This is a genomic window from Sinomonas sp., from assembly GCF_051955515.1.
Classification (GTDB): Bacteria; Actinomycetota; Actinomycetes; order Actinomycetales; family Micrococcaceae; genus Sinomonas.
The window spans coordinates 1-4,804 of sequence record NZ_JBQCGQ010000278.1 but is presented as its reverse complement, the minus strand read 5'-3'; the positions used below and the strand labels follow the sequence as shown (position 1 = coordinate 4,804).

Below are 4,804 nucleotides of genomic sequence, written 5' to 3'. Positions count from 1 at the left end.
AAGGTCCGCCGCGACGAACTCCTCGAGGCTGTCGCTCGCGTGAGTCGCCCGCATCTCGGCGACGCACTCCCGGAGGCGCTCAAGCGCCTCGGGCGTGATCCGCTGCGCCGCAAGGGCGCAGGCCCCGGTCTCGAGCATGCGGCGCAGCTCGATGAGCTGCACGGCGGCCACGTCATGGCCGATTTCGGCCGACGCGGCGCGCAGGACGGCGTCGAGGGAGTTCCACTGGGGGACGGGATTCACGAACGTCCCTCGGCCGCGCTGGACGCTGAGGATCCTCTGCGCCTCGAGGGTCTTCATCGCTTCCCGCACGGTCATGCGGCTGACCTGGTGCTGGGCCGAGAGCTCAAGCTCGCCGGGGACCAGTGAACCGGGAGGGAACTCCCCCGCGACGATCCGATCCAAAAGGTCGTCGGCCACCTCGCCGACGAGCGACTTTCGAGCCATCGTCCTCCGTCCCTCTCGCTCTCCGACAGTCTAGGACCCCTCCTGCGGGGCCCTTGCACTGTGACTCCCATCATGTCACCATATGTCAGACATCTTATGTTTCTGCTGACCCTTCCGCTATCCCCACGATGAGGTGCCCGTGATCCTCGAAGACGAGCTGCTGTCGAAGTTCCCCCCTGACGTCCCGGTTCCCGCCGAGCAGGTGGCCGCATCCGTGTCCACGTCCCGGCGCGTCCTGGTCGTGCTCGACGACGACCCCACCGGAACGCAGTCGGTGGCCGATCTTCCGGTCCTCACCGCCTGGGAGCCTGACGACTTCCGCTGGGCGTTCAGCGTCTTCGGTGGCGGAGAGCGGCCTGCGGCCGTCTACGTCCTCACCAACACCCGCAGCCTCGATCCTGCCGAGGCCGCGACCCGGAATCGCGAGGTCGTCGCCAACTCCCTTGCGGCGGCACGGGATCTGGACCTCGAGCTCGCCTTCACGAGCCGCAGCGACTCGACGCTCAGGGGCCACTTCCCGCTCGAGACAGACACCATCGCCGAGGCCCTCGAGTCCCACGCCGGACAAGCCACGGATGGCGTGGTCATGGTGCCTGCGTTCCCCGACGCCGGCCGCCTGACCATCGGGGGCGTCCACTACACCCGCAACGGCGACGCCACGCTCACCCCGGTCGCGGAGACCGAGTTCGCCCGGGACGCGACCTTCGGATACGCGAACTCGACTCTTGCCGACTATGTCGAGGAGAAGTCCGGGGGACGGTACCGCGCGGCGGATGTGATCGTCCTGGATCTCGGGCTGCTCCGCACCGGGACCCCCGAGGAGAGCGCTGCTGCCATCGCGGACGCCCTTGAGCCCGCAGCGAACCGCACCCCGATAGCCGTCGACATCGTGACCGAGAACGACCTGCGACGGCTCGCGCTCGGACTCGCCGAGGCCGAACGCCGCGGCAAGAACCTCATCTACCGCGTGGGACCGCCGTTCGTGCGAGGGCGGATCGGCCAAGAGGTTCGAGCACCCCTCAGCTCTCACGAGGCCCTCGGAGGCGACGCTCCTGAGCGCGGCGGTCTCGTCGTCGTCGGCTCCCACGTGGGGCAGACCACCCGCCAGCTCGAGGCGCTCCTGCGCCGGCTGCCATCGGTTCGCGTCGTCGAGCTCGACGTCGAACGCCTCCTCGGCGGCGACGACACCCACGTTGCGGAAACCGCGGAGCGGGTCGTCGCGGCCCTCGGCGAGGGCGACGTCGTCGTGCACACGAGCCGCACCCTCGTGACGGCCGACGACGCCGCGGCAAGCCTCGCGATCGCGCGGCGGGTCTCTGCGGCGCTCGTGGACGTCGTGCGCAGGACGCTCTCCAGCGTCCGCCCACGCTTCGTCGTCGCCAAGGGCGGGATCACGTCTTCCGATGTCGCCGCGCACGGGCTCGGGATCCGCCGCGGGATCGTCCGCGGGCCCATGCTCCCCGGCATCGTCTCGCTCTGGGAGCCCATGGAAGGACCTGCACGCGGCATCCCCTACATCGTGTTCGCAGGCAACGTCGGCGACGACGGCTCCCTCGCCGACGTCGTGGGCAAGCTCAGCGTCGGCCAGCCCAGCGCAGGCTCCACCAGCAATCAGAAGGAAGCGATCAATGACTGAATCCGCCCAAGGCCGCTACACCGTCGCCGTGCTCGGCCTCGGCGCCATGGGCCTGCCGATGGCCGCGCGCTTGGCCACACGCCTCGCCGTCCACGGCTTCGACATCGCCGAGAACCGCCTCGCACTCGCCCGGGAGGCAGGGATCGAGACGTTCGGCTCCGCGCAGGAGGCCGTCCGCGGGGCGGACGCCGTGCTGCTCGCGGTCCGCAACGGAGCGCAGCTCGAGGACGTGCTGTTCGGCGAAGCAGGCGTAGCCCGGGAGCTCGCGCGCGGCGCGGTCGTCATCCTGACTAGCACGGTGGGGACGGGCCCCGTCATGGCGACGGCGGAGCGGCTGGCCGAGCTCGGGGTGGACCTCGTCGACGCCCCGCTTTCCGGCGGTCCGGTGCGTGCGGGGAACGGCGACCTGCTCGTCGTCGTCGGTGCCCCCGAGAGCGCCATCGAGCGCGCCCGGCCAGTCCTCGACCTGCTCGCCTCGACGCTCACCGTCGTCGGCGACCGTGTGGGCGATGGCCAAGCCCTCAAGACCGTGAACCAGCTCCTGTGCGGGATCCACATCGCGGCGGCAGCCGAGGCCCTGGCCCTCGCCGACGCGTTGGGCCTGGACCGTGCGAGGACCCTCGACGCGCTTACGGCGGGGGCGGCCGGCTCGTTCATGCTCGGCGACCGCGGACGCCGCATGCTCGAGGCGTACGACGGCGACGGCGCGCCCGTGCTGAGCCGGCTCGACATCTTCGTGAAGGACCTGGGCATCGTGGGCCGCGCCGCGCGCGAGGTTGCCTTGGCAACCCCTGTCGCGGCGGCAGCGGAGCAGCTCTTCCTCCTCGGTCAGGCCATGGGACTCGAGGCCGCGGACGACTCGTCCGTGATCCGAGTCCTCGCCCCCGAGCTGCGCTCGGCCCTTCCTGCCGAAGGGTAGGTCCCCAGCTTCCCCCTCCTTGACAAACGAGGCGGACAAGAGGAGGCTATATATCCTATAGGATCTACGATCGAGTACGATCGACACTCACCTGCAACGGAGCATCATGCCGGAGAATCCTCCATACACCGCCGAAACCTGGCCCATCGCCACGTGCCTCCATGCATTCCCCACCATCGACGAGAACGGCGTGCGCCTGCATGACGCCGAGCCCGAGGTCTGGGACGACATGTTCGCCCAGATCGAGGAAGTCGGGTTCACGCTTGCCGAGCTCGCTGACAGCCACGTCCGCCCGGCTGACCTCTCGCCGGCCCGCCGCGACGAGTTCCTCGCTATCGCCGCCTCCCACGGCGTGGGCATCCCGTCCGTCCACCTGCAGCGCCAGAGCGTCATCATGCCGGGCCAGGACGAGCGCAACCTCGAATACGCGCACCGGACCATCGACGCCGCGGCTGAGTGGGGCATGAAGGTCTTCTCGACCGGACTGCACCAGCCGTTCAGCGAAGCCCAGAAGAAGGCTCTGTGGTTCTGGACTGCCGAGGGCCCGAAGGACCCCGACGATCCGGAGATGTGGAACCTGGCCGTGAGCCGGATCCGCGAGCTCGGCAAGCACGCCGCGGAAGTCGGCCTCCCGGTCTCGCTTGAGCTCTACGAGGACACGTACCTCGGCACCGCCGACAGCGCCGTGCGCTTCGTCGAGGAGGTCGGGCTGGACAACGTCGGCCTGAACCCGGACGTCGCGAACCTCATCCGCCTCCACCGGCCCGTCGAGGACTGGCGCGAGCTCTACGCGAAGACCCTCCCCTACGCCAACTACTGGCATGTCAAGAACTACACCCGCGACGAGGCGGCCGACGGCAGCTGGGCGACCTCGGTGCCGTCGACCATGGAAACCGGCCTCATCAACTACCGGCAGGTGTTCCGCGACGCCCTCAAGCTCGGCTTCAACGGCATCATCCTCACCGAGCAGTACGGCGGCGACAGCCTCGGCGTGTGCGCCACGAACCAGAAGTACATCCGTTCGCTCCTGCCCAAGGCCTAAGAAGGAAAGACTCATGACTCAGCGCGCTTCGGAAAATCAGCGCAAGATCGCCGTCGTCGGCTCCGGCTACATGGGAGGCGGCATTGCCCAGTCGCTGGCCCTCGCCGGCGCCACGGTCACGATCGCGGACATCTCCGAGGAGATCGCCAAGAAGAACTACGATCGCCTCCTCGCCGAGGCGGCCGACTTCGCCGAGCAGGGCCTCTTCCCCGCCGACGCCGTCGAGCGCATCCAGGCGAACCTCTCCCCTGCGGCCTCCATCGAGGACGCCGTCGCGGACGCCGACTTCATCGAGGAGGCCGTCCCGGAGAAGATCGAGATCAAGCACGAGACGCTCCGCCGCATCAGCGTGGCGGCTCGGCCGGACGCGATCATCGGCTCGAACACCTCGACCATCCGCATCGCGGAGCTGGCCACCGCCGTCGCGCGCCCCGAGCGCTTCCTGGGCGTGCACTTCTCGAACCCCGCGCCGTTCATCCCGGGCGTGGAGCTCATCCCGCATGAGGGCACCGACGAGAGCGTCCTGCCGTTCGTCGAGGCGATCGTCGCTTCGACCGGCAAGGAGAGCGCGCGGGTCAAGGACTCGACCGGCTTCGTGCTCAACCGCCTCCAGTACGCACTGTTCCACGAGGCGACGCAGATCGTCGAGGAGGGCATCGCGACCCCCGAGGACATCGATACGATCGTCCGCACCACCTTCGGCTTCCGCCTCCCGGCCTTCGGCCCGTTCGCGATCGCGGACATGGCCGGGCTCGACGTG

Annotated in this window: 5 protein-coding genes; 4 read left to right on the top strand and 1 reads right to left on the bottom strand. The window is 69.3% G+C overall.

The genetic code is table 11. The features are described 5' to 3' along the window. Positions 1-447, bottom strand: a 447-nt coding sequence (locus tag ACTHL9_RS16230; RefSeq protein ID WP_440520316.1) for a FadR/GntR family transcriptional regulator, incomplete at its 3' end; no start/stop codon positions are given. 139 nt (positions 448-586) lie between these two features. On the opposite strand from ACTHL9_RS16230, the gene ACTHL9_RS16225 reads away from it, so the two are divergent. The 4 genes from ACTHL9_RS16225 to ACTHL9_RS16210 all read left to right on the top strand — a co-directional run. After that, positions 587-2,083 (top strand): four-carbon acid sugar kinase family protein, encoded by a 1,497-nt coding sequence (locus ACTHL9_RS16225; protein ID WP_440520315.1) that lies wholly within the window; start codon positions 587-589, stop codon positions 2,081-2,083. After that, positions 2,076-3,002: an NAD(P)-dependent oxidoreductase gene (locus ACTHL9_RS16220; protein WP_440520314.1), complete on the top strand. Its 927-nt coding sequence runs from the start codon at positions 2,076-2,078 to the stop codon at positions 3,000-3,002. Before ACTHL9_RS16225 ends, ACTHL9_RS16220 begins: the two co-directional genes overlap by 8 nt. 106 nt (positions 3,003-3,108) lie before the next feature. Continuing rightward, positions 3,109-4,044: a sugar phosphate isomerase/epimerase family protein gene (locus ACTHL9_RS16215; protein WP_440520313.1), complete on the top strand. Its 936-nt coding sequence runs from the start codon at positions 3,109-3,111 to the stop codon at positions 4,042-4,044. Between the two features lie 13 nt (positions 4,045-4,057). Next, positions 4,058-4,804, top strand: a 747-nt coding sequence (locus tag ACTHL9_RS16210; RefSeq protein ID WP_440520312.1) for a 3-hydroxyacyl-CoA dehydrogenase family protein, incomplete at its 3' end; no start/stop codon positions are given.